The following is a 15,865-nucleotide window of genomic DNA, read 5'->3' on the forward strand; positions in this document are numbered from 1 at the left end:
AAATGCTTTCCAACTGTGGGAGCGAGCCTGCTAGCGATGAGGCCAGCACATTCAGCGCAGTACCGGCAAACTCGTCGTGGACTTGATCTCCGACAACGCCACAATCGAGTTCACTTCCTGAATCCCCGGCACCAGCGACAGCTTCTCGAAAAAGAACCGCTCATACGCCTCGATGTCAGCCGCGACGATTCGCAGCAGGAAATCCACCGCTCCCATCAGCACGTAACACTCCAGCACTTCGGGAAAGCCGCGAATCGCCTCGGTGAACTCAGTGAAGTTCGAACGGCCGTGGGCGTTGAGTTTGATCTCGGCGAAAATCTGCGTGTTCAGGCCGATTTTCTTGCGATCGAGCAAGGTCACCTGGCCGCGAATGATCCCCTCCTCCTTCATCCGCTGAATCCGCCGCCAGCACGGCGATTGCGACAGACCCACCTGTTCGGCGATCTGTGCGCTGGACAAGGAAGCGTCCTCTTGCAGCAGGGCGAGAATGCGCCGGTCGTAGCTGTCCAACTCGCTGTGCATAAATAATCCTCAAAAGAAGCCAATAGCGAATTGATTCCCCCAATCAACCGCCTGATCAGCTCATCTTAGACAAGAAATGCCCGGCATCGGATGTAAAAATTCCCCCACTGATTCCGGAGACCTGCCATGCCACACCTCGAAGCCGTCAACACCCCTGCGCCCCGTGCCGATGTGTGGAACGCCAGCAACGCCCATTGCCTTGCGCAATATCAGATCCTGGCCGAGGCCGAGCCGGATTTGCTGGTGCGGGTGCTGAACCTGTTCGCCTTGCAGTGCCTCACCCCGGAACAGGTCAATGTCCAGCGGCTGGACGACTTGCTGTCGATCGACATCGTCATGGGTGGCCTGAGCTGGCACCGCGCCCAGGTGATCGCGGAAAAACTTCGTAACCTGATCAGCGTCTGCTCGGTGAACCTGCAAAATCCCGACGCGGCATGGGATGCACCGGCGCAGGCGGCCGGCTGACAAGAACCGAAACGTCTTCGTCGGGTAGTGGCCCAACGGTCGGCGGGGCCACGACTATCCTTTGCGCACTGTCGTTCAAAAGGAGCCCGCATGTCCGTTCAACTCGCCACTCAGGACCGCTGGCTGGATCTCAATGAGGTACTGCGGGAGCTGGTCGCCCAAGGCTTCATCTGCCAGGACTCGGCGGAGCAAGCGCTCAACGCCCGGCGTCGGCATGCCGCCCACAGCCAGAAGCACCCGCTGGAATTCATCGCCAGCCAGCAACTGGACGACCTCAGCCGTCCGGGCAAATACCTCGACCTGGAAAGCCTGACTCTGTGGCTGGCGCAGCAGGCCGGCCAGCCGTACCTGCGGATCGATCCGCTGAAGATCAACGTCGCCGCCATCACGCCGCTGATGTCCTATGCCTTTGCCCAGCGCCACAAGATCCTCGCGGTGTCGGTCGACCGCGACGCGGTGACCGTGGCCAGCGCCCAGCCCTACGTCAGCGGTTGGGAGGCCGATCTGACTCACGTGCTGAAACTGCCGATCAAACGGGTGGTGGCCAACCCGGCGGACATTCAGCGTTTCAGCGTCGAATTCTTCCGCCTCGCCAAATCGGTCAGCGGCGCCAGCAATGCCGATGCGCAGGGCGGCAACCTCGGCAACTTCGAACAACTGCTCAACCTCGGCGCCAGCGATCAGGAACCGGACGCCAACGACGCGCACATCGTCAACATCGTCGACTGGCTGTTCCAGTACGCCTTCCAGCAACGGGCCAGCGATATCCACATCGAACCCCGGCGCGAGCAAGGCACGGTGCGTTTTCGCATCGACGGCGTGCTGCACAACGTCTATCAATTCCCGCCGCAGGTGACGATGGCCATCGTCAGCCGCCTGAAAAGCCTTGGCCGGATGAACGTCGCCGAGAAGCGCAAACCTCAGGACGGCCGGGTCAAGACCAAGACTCCGGACGGCGGTAAAGTCGAGTTGCGGCTGTCGACCCTGCCCACCGCGTTCGGCGAAAAAATGGTCATGCGAATCTTCGACCCGGAGGTGCTGCTCAAGGATTTCGATCAACTTGGCTTTTCCGCCGACGACCTGCGGCGCTGGCAGGACATGACCCGCCAGCCCAACGGCATCATCCTGGTCACCGGCCCGACCGGTTCCGGCAAGACCACTACGCTGTACACCACGCTGAAAAAACTGGCGACGCCGGAGGTCAACCTCTGCACCATCGAGGACCCGATCGAGATGGTCGAGCCGGCCTTCAACCAGATGCAGGTCCAGCACAACATCGACCTGACGTTCGCCGCCGGCGTGCGGGCGCTGATGCGGCAAGACCCGGACATCATCATGATCGGCGAGATCCGCGACCTGGAAACCGCCGAAATGGCGATCCAGGCGGCGCTGACCGGGCACCTGGTGCTCTCGACCCTGCACACCAACGACGCGCCGAGCGCCATCAGCCGTCTGCTGGAACTCGGCGTGCCGCATTACCTGATCAAGGCCACCGTGCTTGGCGTCATGGCGCAACGCCTGGTGCGCACACTGTGTCCGCACTGCAAGGCGCCGCTGACCCTGGACGAAGAAGACTGGCAAACCCTGACCCGGCCGTGGCAGGCGCCGCTGCCGGGCAATGCGCAACGGGCCATCGGTTGCCTGGAGTGTCGCGACACCGGTTATCACGGGCGCGCCGGGGTCTACGAAATCATGCAACTGAGCGACAGCCTCAAGGCCTTGATCAGCCCCGACACCGATCTCACCGCGATCCGTCGCCAGGCATTCAAGGAAGGCATGCGCAGCCTGCGATTGTCCGGCGCGCAGAAAGTCGCGGCGGGGCTGACAACTCTTGAAGAAGTATTGCGGGTGACACCACAGAGCGAGCAGAAATAGCCTCTCACGGAACCGGATCGGCGTTACGACGATCCAACCCGTTATTCAACACCAGTGGAGTCACCCAACATGCGTCTCAAACTTGCTGTCGCCACCCTCGCCTTGCTGTCCCTCCCTGTTGGTTCAGCGATGGCCGACAGCTTTTGGCGTAACGTCATTTCGTCCGGTGCCACCACCGGCTCGACCTACCTGACCTTCAAGGATCACAAACTGATCGTTGCCGCCCAGGACGACGCCGGCAGCTTCGTCGCCAGCGACGGCGGTATCCGTGGCCCGTACCTGGAAGCGGCGATGCAGAAAGTCCGCGCCGACAACCCGGGCCTGCAGGCAACGGACATGGAACTGGCGAACGCGATCCTGGCGAAGAACGCCGTGGCGTCGGAATAACCTTCCGGACAAACAAAAATGCCGCTCACACGAGCGGCATTTTTTTGCCCGCTGATCAACGGTAATCGTCCACCGGCACGCAAGCGCAGAACAGGTTGCGGTCGCCGTAGACGTTATCCACCCGGTTCACCGCCGGCCAATATTTGTGCGCCTTGGTGTGTGCATCCGGCGTGATGCCCTGCTCGATGCTGTACGGCCGCTCCCACACGCCGGTGATATCGGCCAGGGTATGCGGCGCCCGTTTGAGCGGGTTGTCCTCGGCCGGCCAGTTGCCGTTTTGCACCTCGGTGATTTCTGCACGGATGCTCAACATCGCGCCGATGAAGCGATCCAGTTCGGCCTTGGACTCGCTTTCGGTCGGCTCGACCATCAAGGTGCCCGGCACCGGGAACGACATGGTCGGTGCATGAAAGCCGTAATCCATCAGGCGTTTGGCGACGTCTTCTTCGCTGATGCCGGTCTGCGCTTTCAGCGGCCGCAGATCCAGAATGCATTCGTGGGCGACTCGCTCGTTGCGCCCGGTGTAGAGCACCGGAAAGGCACCGGACAGATGCTGCGCCAGATAATTGGCCGCGAGGATCGCCACCTCGCTGGCATCCGCCAGTTGCGGCCCCATCATCGCGATGTACATCCAGCTGATTGGCAGAATGCTCGCACTGCCCCACGGCGCGGCACTGACCGCACCGTTCTGCGGTTGCGGTCCGTCAATCGGAATCACCGGATGGCTGGCAACGAATGGCGCCAGATGCGCACGCACACCAATCGGCCCCATGCCCGGCCCGCCTCCGCCGTGGGGTATGCAGAAGGTCTTGTGCAGGTTCATGTGTGACACGTCGGCGCCAATGTCCGCCGGCCGCGCCAACCCGACTTGGGCATTGAGGTTGGCGCCGTCCATGTACACCTGGCCGCCGTGCTGGTGGATAACTTCGCAGATTTCGCTGATGCCTTCCTCGTACACGCCGTGGGTCGACGGATAGGTCGCCATCAGGCACGACAGCTTGGCCCCGGCCTCGGACGCCTTGGCTTTCAAATCCTCCAGATCGACGTTGCCCGCCTCATCGCACTCGACGATCACCACGCGCATCCCGGCCATCTGCGCCGAGGCCGGGTTGGTGCCGTGGGCCGAAGAAGGAATCAGGCAGATATCCCGCCCGCCCTGCTGGCGGCTCTCGTGGTATTTGCGGATCGCCAGCAACCCGGCGTACTCGCCCTGAGCGCCGGAGTTGGGCTGCATGCAGATCGCATCGAACCCGGTGATCGCACACAGCCAGCGCTCCAGTTCCTCGATCATCAGCGTGTACCCGACTGCCTGCTTGCGGGGCACGAACGGGTGCAGATTGGCGAATTGCGGCCAGGTGATCGGGATCATTTCGCTGGTGGCGTTGAGTTTCATGGTGCAGGAGCCCAGCGGAATCATCGACTGGTTAAGCGCCAGATCCTTGTTCTCCAGTTGCTTGAGGTAGCGCAGCATCTCGGTTTCGCTGTGGTGGGCGTTGAACACCGGATGACGCAGGTACGGCGTGCTGCGTTGCAGCGTGTCGGGAATGCCGGAGGCCAGCGTTTCGGCGTCGAGATCAGCGACGTTCAACCCGTGATCGGCGCCCAGCAGCACATCGAACAGTCTGGCCACGGTGCTTTCATCACAGGTCTCGTCAAGGCTCAGACCCAGTCGACCACGACCGAGGATGCGCAGGTTGATCTGCGCGGCCCGAGCGCTTTCGATGATCGCGGTTTGCGCCCCGCCCACGTCCAGCGTGAGGGTGTCGAAGAAGTGTTGGTTGAGCCGCTGAATGCCATGGCGCTCAAGCCCGGCGGCGAGAATGCAGATCAGCCGGTGCACGCGCTGGGCGATTCGTTTCAGTCCTTCCGGGCCGTGATAGACCGCATAGAAACTGGCGATGTTGGCCAACAGGACCTGGGCAGTGCAGATGTTCGAATTGGCCTTCTCCCGACGAATATGCTGCTCGCGGGTTTGCAGGGCCATGCGCAGCGCGACGTTGCCACGGGCATCTTTCGATACGCCGATGATCCGCCCCGGTATCGCTCGTTTGTATTCCTCGCGGCTGGCGAAAAACGCCGCGTGCGGCCCGCCGTAACCCATCGGCACGCCAAAGCGCTGGGATGAACCGAACACCACATCGGCACCCAGTTCGCCCGGCGGGGTCAGCAGCAACAGACTCAACAGGTCGGTCGCCACGCAGGCCAGCGCCTGCTGCGCGTGCAGGTGATCGATCAAGGGTCGCAGGTCACGGATCTCGCCGTGGGTGTCGGGGTATTGCAGCAATGCGCCGAATACCTGGTGCTGCTTCAAGTTATCCACAGCGTCGACGATCAGCTCGAAGCCGAAGCCTTCGGCGCGGGTCTGCACCACGGAAATGGTCTGGGGATGACAGTTTTCGTCGACGAAGAACAGATCGCTCTTCGACTTCGCCACGCGCTTGGCCAGGGCCATGGCTTCCGCGGCGGCGGTGGCTTCATCGAGCAGCGAGGCGTTGGCCAGTTCAAGGCCGGTGAGGTCAATGGTCAATTGCTGAAAGTTGAGCAACGCTTCGAGCCGGCCCTGAGCGATTTCCGGTTGGTAAGGCGTGTAAGCCGTGTACCAACCGGGATTTTCCAGCACGTTGCGCAGGATGACGGTCGGGGTCAGGGTGCCGTGGTAGCCCATGCCGATCAGGCTGGTCCAGACCTGGTTCTGTTCGGCATAACCACGCAGTTTGGCCAGCGCTGCCTGCTCGTCCAGCGCCGGCGGCAGGTCCAGCTCGCGGTTGAGGCGAATGCCCGGCGGCACGGTCTGTTCGATCAGTTCGACCCGGCTGCCGAGGCCGAGGCTGTCGAGCATCGCCTGTTGCTCGGCGGCATCGGGGCCGAGGTGGCGGCGCAGAAAGGCATGGGGATCGCGTAACTGGCTCAGGGATGGCAACTGGGACATGACGGGCTCTCTCTTGGCTGGCGGCTCAGCGTCAATGCAACACGGTCAAACCAGCATAGCAGCCACCCCGACGGCAAAAGTCCCGGGCAGAAAAAAGCCCCGACGGGTCGGGGCTTTGGAGTCTCGCCTGCAGCTTACTCGCCGATGGCAGCCTTGTAGGCGGCAGCGTCGAGCAGCTTGTCCAGCTCGGCCTTGTCGCTTGGCTTGAGCTTGAAGATCCACGCGGCGTACGGATCGTTGTTCAGTTCTTCCGGCGAACCGGCCAGGTCTTCGTTGACGGCAATCACTTCGCCACCGACCGGGGAGTAGATGTCGGAAGCGGCCTTGACCGACTCGACGACACCGGCGGTATCACCGGCGGCGAACACCTTGCCCACTTCTGCCAGCTCGACAAACACCACATCACCCAACGCTTCCTGGGCGTGATCGCTGATGCCCACAGTGACGGTGCCGTCGGCTTCAAGGCGCGCCCATTCATGACTTTCGGCAAAACGCAGTTCAGCTGGGATGTTGCTCATGCTCGGTGTCCTCAAGAAATTGTCAGCGGTCGTGCCCGCCGGAAAAGGTTAGATCAAGGTTTTGCCATGGCGTACGAAGGTCGGTTTGACCACGCGTACCGGATACCACTTGCCACGGATTTCCACTTCGGCGCGGTCGGCAGTCGCCATCGGTACACGCGCCAGGGCAATCGACTTGCTAAGCGTAGGAGAGAAACTACCACTGGTGATCTCCCCTTCGCCAACATCAGCGATACGAACCACCTGATGAGCCCGCAAAACCCCGCGCTCCTCAAGCACCAGACCGACCAGTTTGTGCTGCACACCAACGGCTTTTTCCGCCTCCAGCGCATCGCGACCGATGAAGCGGCGCGTGGCCGGCTCCCAGGCGATGCTCCAGGCCATGTTCGAGGCCAGTGGCGAAATGTCCTGATGGATGTCCTGACCGTAGAGGTTCATGCCGGCTTCGACCCGCAGCGTGTCGCGAGCGCCGAGACCAATGGGGGAAATGCCGGCGCCCACCAGATCGTTGAAAAATCCGGGGGCCTGATCGGCTGGCAGGGCGATTTCCAGACCGTCCTCACCGGTGTAGCCGGTGCGTGCGATGAACCAGTCGCCGTCGATGTGGCCTTCGAAAGGCTTGAGCATCTGGATCAGGTTAGCGCGGGACTGGCTCACCAGTTCGGCAATCCTGTGCCGGGCATGGGGCCCTTGAATGGCGAGCATCGCCAGCTCGGAGCGTTCGGTCATCTGAACATCGAAGCTGCCCAACTGTGCCTGCATCCAGGCCAGGTCCTGATCGCGGGTGGAGGCATTGACCACCAGACGATAACCGTCTTCGAGGCGGTAGACGATCATGTCGTCGACGATGCCGCCGCGCTCGTTGAGCATGGTGCTGTACAACGCACGGCCGGGGCTGTGCAGGCGTTCGACGTCATTGGCCAGCAAATGCTGGAGCCAGGCCTTGGCCTGGGGGCCGGTGACATCGATCACGGTCATGTGGGAAACATCGAACACCCCGCAATCGCGACGCACCTCGTGGTGTTCCTCGACCTGCGAGCCGTAATGCAGGGGCATGTCCCAACCGCCAAAATCGACCATCTTCGCGCCGAGGGCGAGGTGCAGGTCATACAGAGGCGTACGCTGTCCCATGGGTTTCTCCTTCCGGGCGTGGCGAAGGTGCGGAGCGCTGCTGCACGGTTCGGAAAACCCTGTAAAAAAGGGCCTTCAGCCGATTTCAGCGACAGGGTCTGTCAGACGGACCGCACCGAATGCCGCGCATTGTAGCCGCATGATTCAGGACTGACGACTAAGTGTTTCTGTGCGCCGAGCGTCGGATCAAACCGATGACCGGCAACAGACCGACCAATACCAGGGTAAGCGCCGGCAACGACGCCCTCGCCCATTCGCCCTCACTGGTCATTTCGAAGATCCGCACCGCCAGCGTGTCCCAGCCAAACGGGCGCATCAGCAAGGTCGCGGGCATTTCCTTGAGCACATCGACAAACACCAGCAACGCCGCACTGAGCGTGCCGGGCAGCAACAGCGGCAGATACACTTTGAAAAACAGTCGCGGCCCACTGACACCCAGGCTACGTGCCGCTTCAGGCAGAGAGGGCCGTATACGCGCCAGACTGCTTTCCAGAGGCCCATAGGCCACCGCCACGAAACGCACCAGATACGCCAGCAGCAGCGCCGCCAGACTGCCCAGCAGCAACGGTTTGCCCGCCCCGCCGAGCCAGCCGGACAGCGGAATCACCAGCTCCCGGTCCAGATAACTGAACGCCAGCATGATCGACACCGCCAGCACCGAGCCCGGCAAGGCATAACCGAGATTGGCCAGACCGACTGCGGAGTTGATCGTCCGGGTCGGCGCCAGACGCCGGGCGAAGGCCAGCAACATCGCCACGCTGACCGTGATCAGCGCCGCCATGCCGCCCAAATACAACGTATGGAGAATCAGCCCGGCGTAGCGCTCATCCAGGTCGAAGCGCCCGCGCTGCCAGAACCACACCACCAGTTGCAGCACCGGAATGACAAATGCGCAGGCGAACACCAGACCGCACCAACCGGTCGCCGCCCAGGCCTTGGGCCCGCGCAGGTGATACAGCGCCTTGACCCGTGGCCGCTCGTTACTCGCCCGATTGGCGCCGCGCGCGCGACGTTCGCCGTACAACACCAGCATCACCACCAGCAGCAACAGGCTGGCCAGTTGCGCAGCGCTGGGCAGACTGAAAAAGCCGTACCAGGTCTTGTAGATGGCAGTGGTGAAGGTGTCGAAGTTGAACACCGACACCGCACCGAAATCCGCCAGCGTTTCCATCAGTGCCAGCGCCACACCAGCACCGATGGCCGGCCGCGCCATCGGCAATGCGACACGCCAGAACGCTTGCCACGGTGACTGACCGAGCACTCGCGCCGCTTCCATCAGGCCCTTGCCCTGAGCCAGGAACGCAGTACGCGCCAATAGATAAACGTAGGGATAAAACACCAGCACCAGCACCAGAATCACGCCACCGGTGGAGCGCACTCGCGGCAGGCGCAGGCCGCTGCCGAACCATTCGCGCAGCAGGGTTTGCACGGGGCCTGCGAAGTCCAGCAGTCCGACGAAGACGAATGCCAGCACGTAGGCCGGGATGGCGAACGGCAGCATCAGCGCCCAGTCGAGCCAGCGCCGCCCGGGGAACTCGCAGAGGCTGGTGAGCCAGGCGAGGCTTACGCCGATCAGCGTTACACCGATGCCTACGCCGAGGACCAGCGTCAGTGTGTTGCCCAGCAGGCGCGGCATCTGGGTTTCCCACAGGTGGGACCAGATCTGGTGATCGATGGTTTGCCACGAGAGCAGGAGCACGCTGAGGGGGAGCAGCACCAACGCGGCGATGGCGAAGACGATGGGGTACCAGCGGCGTTGGGCGGGGTGGGCCACTTTTAGAACTCTGGAGGGATGTAGGTGTTCTTGATTTCTTTGTTTCAGGTCAGGATTGCTGCCCTCACCCTAGCCCTCTCCCGGAGGGAGAGGGGACTGACCGTGGTGATCTTTCGATTTACGCCGACCTGGGCGATTGAGTCGAACTCAGGTTTTGAACTTGATGCAAATCGGCTCCCTCTCCCTCCGGGCGGTCCGACGTTTCGGGAGGGCTGGGGTGAGGGCAGCGATCTTAAGCGAACACAGCAACCGGCAACATACTCAGTTCCAACCCGCCCGATCCATCATCCGGATCGCTTCAGCCTGTCGCTTGCCCGCCACTTCAACCGGCAACGTATCAGCCACGAACTGCCCCCACGCCGCCACTTCTTCCGAAGGCTTCACCGCCGGATTCGCCGGAAACTCCTGGTTCACGTCGGCAAAGATCTTCTGCGCTTCAGGCGTGGTCATCCACTCGACCAAAGCCTTGGCCGCTTCCGGGTGCGGCGCATGTTTGGTCAGGCCGATGCCCGACAGGTTGACGTGTACACCACGATCCGCCTGATTCGGCCAGAACAGTTTCACCGGCAGTTCCGGCTTCTGCTTGTGCAGGCGACCGTAGTAGTAGGTGTTGACGATGCCGACGTCGCACTGGCCGGCATTGATCGCTTCCAGCACCGCGACGTCGTCGGAGAACACGTCGGTGGACAGGTTGTTGACCCAGCCCTTGAGGATCTGCTCGGTCTTCTCGGCGCCGTGGACTTCGATCATGGTGGCGGTCAGCGACTGGTTGTAGACCTTCTTCGCCGTGCGCAGGCACAGGCGACCTTCCCAGTTCTTGTCGGCCAATGCTTCGTAGGTGGTCAGTTCGCCCGGTTTCACCCGTTCGGTGGAGTAGGCGATGGTCCGCGCGCGCAGGCTCAGGCCGGTCCAGGCGTGGGTGGACGAGCGATATTGCAGGGGAATGTTGGTGTCGATGGTTTTCGAGGTGAACGGCTGGAGAATGCCCATCTGCTCGGCCTGCCAGAGGTTGCCGGCATCGACGGTCAGCAGCAGGTCGGCGGTGGCGTTCTCGCCTTCGGCCTTGATCCGCTGCATCAGCGGCGCTTCCTTGTCGGTGATGAACTTGATCTTCACCCCGGTCTTGGCGGTGTAGGCATCGAACACCGGCTTGATCAGCTCATCGATACGCGAGGAGTAGACCACCACCTCGTCGGCGGCCTGGGCGGCGGTGCTGCCGATCAGGGTCAGGGCCAGTGCGGTCAGAACACGCTTGGATGCCAACATGGGAGCGGTCTCTCGGTCGGGAAAAGTGGCCCAAATGATAAGGACTCACATTTACCAGCTCAATCGAACACTTTCCCAAGGAGTTACCAGATGTTGCACAACATTTGTCAGGCCTTGGCCAAGGCCGGCAAGTCGCCGGTCAGCCCCAATGCTTCACGCACGAACAACGCCTTGGCCTCAGGCATCTGCTCAACGATTTTCAGTCCGGTGTTGCGCAACCAGCGCAGCGGCAGCGGATCGGCCTGGAACAACCGCTCGAAGCCTTCCATCGCCGCCATCAGCGCCAGATTGTGCGGCATGCGCCGGCGTTCGTAGCGGCTCAGGACTTTCACGTCCGCCAGGCGTTCGCCGCGTTCGTTGGCCTGCAACAAGACTTCGGCCAGCACCGCGGCGTCAAGGAAGCCGAGATTCACGCCCTGCCCCGCCAACGGGTGAATGGTGTGCGCGGCATCGCCGATCAGCGCCAGGCCTTCGGCCACGTAGCGTTTGGCGTGGCGTTGACGCAGCGGCACACACAGGCGCGGGTCGGCGCTGATGACCTCGCCGAGGCAACCTTCGAACGCGCGCTCCAGCTCGCGGCAGAAATCCGCCTCATCCAGCGCCATCAGCAGTTCGGCTTCGCTCGGCGTGGTCGACCAGACGATCGAGCACCAGTCCTGCTGCCCACCACGCCCCAGCGGCAGAAACGCCAGCGGCCCGTGATCGGTGAAACGCTGCCACGCGGTCATGCGGTGCGGCTTGCTGCTGCGCACACTGGTGACGATGGCGTGGTGCAAGTAGTCCCATTCGCGGGTGGCGACGCCGGTCAGACGGCGCACGGCGGAGTTGGCGCCGTCCGCCGCGATCACCAGCGGCGCGCGCAAAGTGCGGCCGTCGGCCAGGGTCAGCAGCCAGTCGTCACCGGACCGGCGCATCTGCTCCAGCCGCGCGTTGGCCAGCAGACCCAGGTCGCAATCATGCAGACGGTCGAGCAAGGCATCCTGGACCACGCGGTTTTCGACAATGTGGCCGAGCACCTCGGCGTGCACGCTGCTGGCCGAGAAGTGAATCTGGCCGGTGCCGCTGCCGTCCCAGACGTGCATGTCGGTGTAAGGGCTGCTGCGTCGGTTGACGATGCCGTCCCACACGCCGAGGCGATCGAGGATCCGCTGGCTGGCCGCCGACAGCGCGCTCACCCGCGGCTCGAACGGCGCATCGCCGTCGAAGGGTTTGACGCTCAACGGGCTGCCGTCGAGCAGCAGGACTTCCAGCCCGCTGCCCTGCAACGCCAGCGCCAGGGCACTGCCGACCATTCCGGCTCCGACAATCAGCACATCCGCGCGCATTTCCATGCTTTAAGCCTGTCTCGCTGGCGGCTTGAGCCGCACGTAAAGGGTTTTACCGACCCGCGCCACCAGGTTGCCGGCGCCGTCATGAATGTCGACCTGCAACTGCGGCAGGTATTTCTCGCCACTGGCGGTCTGCCGACGGATCTCGTCGAGCAGGGTGTCGTCGATGTTGAACCGGGCGAACACCGGGCCTTTGCCCGGCGATATGAAATCAATGTCGGCGGCCTTGTCCCAGACGATGTACCGCGAGCCGAGGTTTTCCATGAGCATCAACATGAAGAACGGGTCGACCATCGAATACAGACTGCCGCCAAACTGGGTGCCGACGTAATTGCGGTTGTACCAGCCCAGGCCCATCGAGACACGGATGTCACGAAAGTCATCGCTGATGTGCTGCACCCGGACACCGGCGCCAAAGTACGGCGGGTAGAGCGTCATGATCCAGCGCATCAGCCGCGCCTTGCCAAACCGTCTGATCAGCCACTCACGCATCCGGCCGCGTCCCCAGCCCCATGGCCTGACGGGCGAACCAGCGTTTGGCCGGCGGCAGCAGATCAAGGCCGAGCAGGCCGATGTTGCGCCCCAGCGACACCAGCGGCTGAGTACTGCCGAACAGGCGCGTGACCTGATCGGAGAAACCGACGGTGAGGTCCTGATCGAGACGCTGACGCTCGCGATAGGCCTGCAACGTGGCGAAATCCCCCAGCGGTTTGTCGCTGGCCAGCAGCGCGGCGGCCAAGGCATCGGCATCGCGCAGGGACAGGTTGAAACCCTGCCCGGCAATTGGGTGCAGGCTGTGGGCGGCGTTGCCGAGGACGGCCAGATGCGAGCGCACCTGCTCTTCGGCCTCCACCAGCGCGAGCGGATACAAATGTCGCGCGCCGACCTGTTTCAGGGTGCCGAGGCGGTAACCGAATACGCCTTGCAGCTCACTGAGGAAATCCCGTTCGCTCAAGTCAGCCAGCCGTTGCGCGTCCATGCCCAGACGGGTCCAGACCAGCGCGCAGCGGTTTTCCGGCAGCGGCAACAGGGCCATCGGGCCTTCGTCGGTGAAGCGCTCGAAGGCCATGCCGTTGTGCGCTTCGCTCGGGGTGATGTTGGCGATCAGCGCGCTCTGGTTGTACGGGCGCTTGCGCACGTTGATGCCCAGTTGCTCGCGCAGACCGGAACGGCCGCCATCGGCGAGCACCGCCAGATCGCATTCGACCGTGGTTTCATCGTTGAGGGTCAGCCGATAGCCGTCGGGCAGCGGCTCCATGCGGGAAACTTCCGCCGGGCAGCGCCAACTGATCACGTCTTTGTCGAGGTGCTGCCACAGGCACTGGCCGAGCCAGGCGTTTTCCACCACATAGCCGAGCGCCGGGACGCCCTCTTCCATCGCCGACAGGCGAGCAGTGGAGAAACGACCACGGTCGGACACATGAATCTGCTTGATCGGCTCGGCGCGGCGGGAGATTTCCTGCCACACGCCCAGCCGCTGATAAATCTGCCGCGAACCGAAAGACAGCGCCGAGGAGCGCGCGTCATAGCTTGGCTGCCAGGTGTCACCGGGGGCGAACGGTTCGATCAGCACGATCTTCCAGCCACGGGCCTTGGCCCCGGCCTGCAAGGCCAACGCCAGACTGGCGCCGACCAGACCACCACCGATGATTGCCAGATTGACCCGACTCATGCCGCGCAGGTCCGTGCTTGCGCCATCAGGGCTTCGATCTCGGCGACGGTTTTCGGCACGCCGCCGGTCAGGATTTCACAACCGCTCTTGGTCACTACCACGTCATCCTCGATGCGCACGCCAATGCCGCGCCATTTCTTCGCTACGTTCTGATTGTCCGGGGCGATATAGATGCCCGGCTCCACCGTCAGCGCCATGCCGACTTCCAGCACCCGCCATTCGCCGCCGACCTTGTATTCGCCGACGTCATGCACATCCATCCCCAGCCAGTGGCCGGCGCGGTGCATGTAAAACGCCTTGTAGGCCTCGGAGGCGATCAATTCGTCGACTTCGCCCTGCAACAGCCCCAGCTTCACCAGCCCGGTGGTGATGACCCGAACCGTGGCTTCGTGCGCCTGGTTCCAGTGTTTGTTCGGAGCGATTTCGGCGAATGCCGCTTCCTGCGAGGCCAGCACCAATTCGTAGATCGCTTTCTGCTCGGCGGAAAACTTGCCGTTGACCGGCCAGGTGCGTGTGATGTCGCTGGCGTAGCAGTCGATCTCGCAACCGGCGTCGATCAGCACCAGATCGCCGTCCTTGAGCAACGCGTCATTCTGCTGGTAATGCAGGATGCAGCTGTTGCGCCCGGCAGCGACGATCGAACCATAAGCCGGCATCTTCGCCCCGCCCTTGCGGAACTCGTAATCCAGTTCGGCTTCGAGGCTGTACTCGTACAGCCCGGCACGACTGGCCTGCATCGCCCGGATGTGAGCCTGGGCGGAAATCCGCGCGGCCTCGCGCATCACCTTCACTTCTGCCGCCGATTTATACAGGCGCATGTCGTGCAGCAGGTGATCCAGGGCAACGAATTCGTTCGGCGGCTGGGCGCCGAGGTGCGCCTTGGAGCGGATCACGTTGATCCAGTCCATCAGGTGGCGGTCGAATTCCGGGTTGCTGCCCATGGCCGAATACACCCGGTCGCGGCCTTCGATCAGGCCCGGCAGGATGTCGTCGATGTCGGTGATGGGGAAAGCGTCATCGGCGCCGAAATCGCGGATCGCGCCTTCCTGGCCGGCGCGCAGGCCGTCCCAGAGTTCGCGTTCGGCGTTGCGTTCACGGCAGAACAGCACGTACTCGCCGTGTTCGCGACCGGGCATCAGGACGATGACCGCCTGTGGCTCGGGGAAACCGCTGAGGTACTGGAAGTCGCTGTCCTGGCGATAGACGTGCTCGACGTCGCGGTTGCGGATGGCGACCGCCGCGGCCGGCAGGATCGCGATACTGTTGGGTTCCATCTGCGCCATCAGCGCCTTGCGGCGCCGGGCGTATTCCGCTTTCGGGATATGGATCATGGGCAGATGGCTTTCCCTGGCACGCGATCAGTGCAGCGACGGCTTGGCCGCTGGCGGCACGTCGGCCTTTTTGGTTTCGGAGAACAGCAGCAGCGGAGCGACACGCAGGTACTCCATGACTTCCATATAGTCGCTTTCGCCGTCTTCGGATTCTTCCAGTGCGTCTTGCACCTGGGAGATCGCTGCAAGATCCTGCAACACTTCCGTGGCCTCGGTGCTCAGCATGCTGCTATCGCGGCAGTTCAGGCCGAACCCGGTGAGGAAGCCCTGACACCATTGGCCCAGCGCGGCGGCACGCTCGGCCAGAGGCGTGTCATCGTTCGGCAACAGCAGAACCACGGTGACGTCGTCGCCGGTGAGTTCGCTCTTGACCATCTCCTGCAGACCGATCAGCGCGTTGCGGACGTTGTCCTGCGGCTCGCTTTCGAGCAGCTCGGCGGCATCGATCAGCCACTCTTCGGCATTGAAGCCGGCGCCGGCGCAACTGCGCCCCAGCAACAGGCCGTGCAGTTCGGCAGGCGAAACGGAATGACCGCTGGATTTCAGCAGGGTGGCAAAGCCTTGGTACGGGGAATTCTGAATGGGCATGGGCAGCTAGGCGCCAGACGGCGCTATGTCTAGAATGAAGGCCTTGTATCCTACATCGACAGACTCGCCAAGACCATTA

At 62.8% G+C, this 15,865-nt stretch carries 14 protein-coding genes; 3 read left to right on the plus strand and 11 right to left on the minus strand.

All coding sequences use genetic code 11. The annotated features are described in order from the left end of the window. Positions 1-51: 51 nt before the first annotated feature. Positions 52-522 (minus strand): Lrp/AsnC family transcriptional regulator, encoded by a 471-nt coding sequence (locus tag PDR5_RS27545; protein ID WP_007951785.1) that lies wholly within the window; start codon positions 520-522, stop codon positions 52-54. Positions 523-648: 126 nt separating this feature from the next. On the opposite strand from PDR5_RS27545, the gene PDR5_RS27550 reads away from it, so the two are divergent. The 3 genes from PDR5_RS27550 to PDR5_RS27560 all read left to right on the plus strand — a co-directional run bounded on the left by PDR5_RS27550 (position 649) and on the right by PDR5_RS27560 (position 3,249). Continuing rightward, complete coding sequence (locus PDR5_RS27550) at positions 649-987, plus strand: hypothetical protein (RefSeq protein ID WP_064600263.1); 339 nt, start codon at positions 649-651, stop codon at positions 985-987. A 90-nt stretch (positions 988-1,077) separates the two neighbouring features. Further along, entirely contained in the window at positions 1,078-2,862 is a 1,785-nt protein-coding gene (locus tag PDR5_RS27555) for a GspE/PulE family protein (protein WP_064600264.1), read from the plus strand. Between the two features lie 69 nt (positions 2,863-2,931). Beyond that, a complete protein-coding gene (locus tag PDR5_RS27560) occupies positions 2,932-3,249 on the plus strand; it encodes a DUF2388 domain-containing protein (protein ID WP_007951791.1) in 318 nt (105 codons plus the stop codon). Between the two features lie 55 nt (positions 3,250-3,304). Here PDR5_RS27560 and gcvP read toward each other — a convergent pair whose 3' ends face one another. The 10 genes from gcvP to PDR5_RS27610 all read right to left on the minus strand — a co-directional run bounded on the left by gcvP (position 3,305) and on the right by PDR5_RS27610 (position 15,786). Beyond that, a complete protein-coding gene (gene gcvP / locus PDR5_RS27565) occupies positions 3,305-6,178 on the minus strand; it encodes an aminomethyl-transferring glycine dehydrogenase (protein ID WP_064600266.1) in 2,874 nt (957 codons plus the stop codon). A 134-nt stretch (positions 6,179-6,312) separates the two neighbouring features. Then, a complete protein-coding gene (gcvH, locus tag PDR5_RS27570) occupies positions 6,313-6,696 on the minus strand; it encodes a glycine cleavage system protein GcvH (RefSeq protein ID WP_011336464.1) in 384 nt (127 codons plus the stop codon). A gap of 48 nt (positions 6,697-6,744) precedes the next feature. Continuing rightward, entirely contained in the window at positions 6,745-7,827 is a 1,083-nt protein-coding gene (gene gcvT / locus PDR5_RS27575; RefSeq protein WP_064600268.1) for a glycine cleavage system aminomethyltransferase GcvT, read from the minus strand. A 157-nt stretch (positions 7,828-7,984) separates the two neighbouring features. Then, entirely contained in the window at positions 7,985-9,601 is a 1,617-nt protein-coding gene (locus tag PDR5_RS27580; protein WP_064600270.1) for an ABC transporter permease, read from the minus strand. A gap of 261 nt (positions 9,602-9,862) precedes the next feature. Then, positions 9,863-10,867 carry an extracellular solute-binding protein gene (locus PDR5_RS27585; RefSeq protein WP_064600272.1) on the minus strand — a complete coding sequence of 335 codons (1,005 nt, stop codon included), beginning with the start codon at positions 10,865-10,867 and terminating at the stop codon, positions 9,863-9,865. Between the two features lie 107 nt (positions 10,868-10,974). Then, entirely contained in the window at positions 10,975-12,192 is a 1,218-nt protein-coding gene (locus PDR5_RS27590) for a 2-octaprenyl-3-methyl-6-methoxy-1,4-benzoquinol hydroxylase (protein WP_172829556.1), read from the minus strand. 9 nt (positions 12,193-12,201) lie between these two features. Beyond that, entirely contained in the window at positions 12,202-12,687 is a 486-nt protein-coding gene (locus PDR5_RS27595) for a DUF4442 domain-containing protein (RefSeq protein WP_064379962.1), read from the minus strand. Beyond that, positions 12,680-13,867 (minus strand): 2-octaprenyl-6-methoxyphenyl hydroxylase, encoded by a 1,188-nt coding sequence (ubiH, locus tag PDR5_RS27600; RefSeq protein WP_064600276.1) that lies wholly within the window; start codon positions 13,865-13,867, stop codon positions 12,680-12,682. The genes PDR5_RS27595 and ubiH overlap by 8 nt, the downstream gene beginning before the upstream one ends. Next, positions 13,864-15,198, minus strand: coding sequence for a Xaa-Pro aminopeptidase (gene pepP / locus PDR5_RS27605; RefSeq protein ID WP_039765352.1), 1,335 nt, complete (start codon positions 15,196-15,198; stop codon positions 13,864-13,866). The genes ubiH and pepP overlap by 4 nt, the downstream gene beginning before the upstream one ends. Before the next feature lie 27 nt (positions 15,199-15,225). Beyond that, positions 15,226-15,786 carry a YecA/YgfB family protein gene (locus PDR5_RS27610; protein ID WP_064600279.1) on the minus strand — a complete coding sequence of 187 codons (561 nt, stop codon included), beginning with the start codon at positions 15,784-15,786 and terminating at the stop codon, positions 15,226-15,228. Positions 15,787-15,865 lie beyond the last annotated feature (79 nt).

This window comes from Pseudomonas sp. DR 5-09, assembly GCF_001655595.1.
GTDB lineage: Bacteria > Pseudomonadota > Gammaproteobacteria > Pseudomonadales > Pseudomonadaceae > Aquipseudomonas > Aquipseudomonas pharyngis.